Source organism: Nostoc sp. CHAB 5715, from assembly GCF_020829685.1.
Taxonomy (GTDB): domain Bacteria; phylum Cyanobacteriota; class Cyanobacteriia; order Cyanobacteriales; family Nostocaceae; genus Nostoc.
The window spans coordinates 1-3,257 of the sequence record NZ_JAIVFR010000859.1 but is presented as its reverse complement, the minus strand read 5'-3'; the positions used below and the strand labels follow the sequence as shown (position 1 = coordinate 3,257).

The 3,257-nt window shown below is 41.9% G+C and carries 2 protein-coding genes; both read left to right on the top strand.

Features of this window, described 5'->3' with window-relative positions:
* Positions 1–138 precede the first annotated feature (138 nt).
* Positions 139–2,610, top strand: coding sequence for a WD40 repeat domain-containing protein (locus LC574_RS32585; RefSeq protein WP_229457730.1), 2,472 nt, complete (start codon positions 139–141; stop codon positions 2,608–2,610).
* 230 nt (positions 2,611–2,840) lie between these two features.
* Positions 2,841–3,257: filamentous hemagglutinin N-terminal domain-containing protein (locus LC574_RS32580; protein ID WP_229457729.1), on the top strand; the 417-nt coding region annotated here is incomplete at its 3' end.

The following is a 3,257-nucleotide window of genomic DNA, read 5'->3' as shown; positions in this document are numbered from 1 at the left end:
AAGGTTTACTTTCTCACCGTGTTTCAGATTTCTAATTTCTCCGAAAACCCTTGAGAAGACAGATTTTTCCTCCTCTCCTTTATCGGTTCCCATAGCTACCACCTTCGATCTGTTGATGCCTGAATCCTGGTTAGGTAAATGAATGACCTCTTCTTCAGGAATGGTGGTGATCAGCACGATGGTTTCTCCTACTTCACTTTTAAACAGCCCTTCCAGCATGAGGTCGAGATCACAACTCTAGCTTTCAGTCCCGATGGCCAAACTATAGCCACAGGTACTGAAGATAATACCGTCATCCTTTGGGATTTAGATGGCAATCAACTGCAAACCTTCAAAGGACATGAAGGAGATATCACAAGTCTAGCCTTCAGCGCCGACGGCAGCATCCTCGCCTCAGCTAGTAAAGATAATAATGTCATCCTCTGGAATTTAGGGGGAAAACTTTTGCAAACCTTTACAGGGCATCAAGCTGCTGTCACAAGCGTTGCCTTTAGCCCTGACGGTAAAAACATTGCCTCTGGTAGTAAAGACAATACTGTTCAACTTTGGGATTTAGGGGGCAAGATACTGCAAACCTTCAGGGAACATAAGTATGCAGTTAACAGCGTAGCTTTTAGCCCTGATAGTAATATCCTTGCCTCTGCTAGTGAAGATAAAACCGTCAAACTTTGGGATTTAAAAGCTAATTTCTTGCCAACCTTGAACCAATATCCGGCAAGGGTTACAATTCCAGGGGAGCAAGCAGCGTTTACAAGTGTAGTTTTTCCTCTCAATGCCAATCCTAACAGCTGCAAATTTAACATCCTCGCTGCTGGTACTAAAGACAATATTATTCAACTTTGGGATTTAAGCCAAAACAAGCCGCACATTTGGGATTTAAGGCAAAAGAAGCCGCAAACCCTCACAGGGCATAAATATGCAGTTACGAGTGTGGCTATAAGTCCAGATTGTCAGACTCTAGCATCTGCAAGCGTTGACAAAACCATCATCCTTTGGAATTTAAGTACTAAAAAACAGCAAACCTTCACAGGGCATCAGGCTGCTGTCACCAGCCTCGCCTTCAGCCGCGACGGCAAAACTCTGGCCTCTGGTAGTCACGACAAAACCATCATCCTTTGGAATTTAAAAGGGAATAAACAGCAAACCTTCAGGGGACATCAGGCTGCTGTCACCAGTGTCGCCTTCAGTCCCGACGATTACAGCCTAGCTTCTGGAAGTCTTGATAATACCGTCATCCTCTGGAATTTCAAGGGTAAGAAACTGCAAACTTTCATAGGACATCAGGCTGCTGTCACCAGTGTTGCATTCAGTCCCGATGGCAAAACTCTCGCTTCTGCCAGTGACGACCATACTATCAAACTTTGGGATTTAAAGGGTAAGCATATCCTCGAAGAACATCGGGATACTGTAAATACAGTCGCCTTCAGTCCCGATGGCAAAACTCTCGCTTCTGCCAGTGAAGACAATACTATCAAACTCTGGGATTTAAAGGGTCATCTCCTCAAAACTCTCAAAAACCAGCTTTCAGGGAATGAGGCTGCGGTTACAGATATAGTTTTTAGCGCCGATGGTAAAAATCTGACTTCTGTCAATGAAGACAATAGTATCAAATTCTGGGATTTAAATCCTCCTCATCCTGTTCTCATAACCTTCCCAACAAATACAGTTTTAAGCCCTGATAAGCAAACTTTGGCTTCTGCAAGTGAAGACAATACTATCAAAATTTGGAATTTAAAAGGTGATCTGCTGACAACTCTCAAAGGACATGAGGCTACGGTTACAAATATAGTTTTTAGCCCTGATAAGCAAACTTTGGCTTCTGTGAGTGCAGACAATACTATCAAAATTTGGAATTTAAAAGGTAATCTGCTGACAACTCTCAAAGGACATGAGGCTACGGTTACAAATATAGTTTTTAGCCCTGATGGGAAAAATCTGGCTTCTGTGAGTGCAGATGATATTTTTATCTTGTGGGATTTAAAGGGCAATCAAGTGTATACCTTCAACGGGGATGAGAATAAGGTTAAAAATATACTTCTTAGCCCCGATGGAAAAATTTTTGCCACTGTAAGTAAAGACAATACTATTAAACTCTGGAATTTCAACGGTAAACTTCTCGAAAGCTTCAAAAGGGATAAAACACAGATTCTAGGTATACTTTTTGTCGATGATGCTCCCAATCTGATTTCTGTGAGTGCAGATTATATAGCAATCTTGTGGGATTTAAAGGGAAATCAACTGTACACCTTCAAAGGGGATGATGAGCTTACAAATATAGTTTTTAGTCCCGATAAAAAAACTTTTGCCTCTGCCAGTGAAGACAAGACTATCAAACTTTGGGATTTAAAGGGTCATCTACTCAGAACTCTGATAGGACATGAGGCTGGGGTTAAAAATATAGCTTTTAGCCCCGACGGCTACACTCTCGCGTCTGGTAGCGCAGATAATAAGGTTATCCTATGGGATATGAACCATTTAAATATGGATGCGCTTTTAGATAATTTGATGGTAAGTGCTTGCAATTCGGCTAAAGATTATCTCCATAATAGCCAACAGGTAGAAGAGAGCGATAGAGGTCTGTGCGATGGTATTGCTAAAGAAACCCAATGAGCTACTCCCCAAAACAGCATCGTACCATGTCAAGTAGCATTGCCGCGCTTTGAAGTTGCGGCTAACGATTGGGGAATAAAGCAATTTTTCATCCAGACACTGCTTACTCAAACTTTAACAGCGCTAAACAGCATGATTGGGCTATGTCTTATTGTTAAGTAATAGACATCGATTAACTTCATACGTGCTTAACTAAATATTAGTGTTGGTAATAGTTGTGGAGGCTTGTAATGTCTGGTAGTTGGCATTTAACTGATTGGGGTGGAGTTTTAGGTATTACGATGAGTGTCAGCGCTTTGTCTTTTAATTGTGCGATCGCTCAAATCACCCCGGATGGCACTCTACCGATTAATTCCAACGTCACACCAGACGGTAACACCTTTAACATCACTGGGGGAACACAAGCAGGCGCTAACTTGTTCCACAGCTTTAAGGAGTTCTCTGTCCCCACTGGGAATACAGCTTTTTTCCGCAATGGTACTGACATTCAGAACATTATTAGCAGAGTAACAGGTAGTTCAATCTCTAACATTGATGGGTTAATACGAGCTAATGGTTTAGCTAACCTGTTTCTGATCAATCCCAACGGGATTATTTTTGGACGCAACGCTTCACTGAATATAGGTGGTTCTTTTGTAGCGACTACA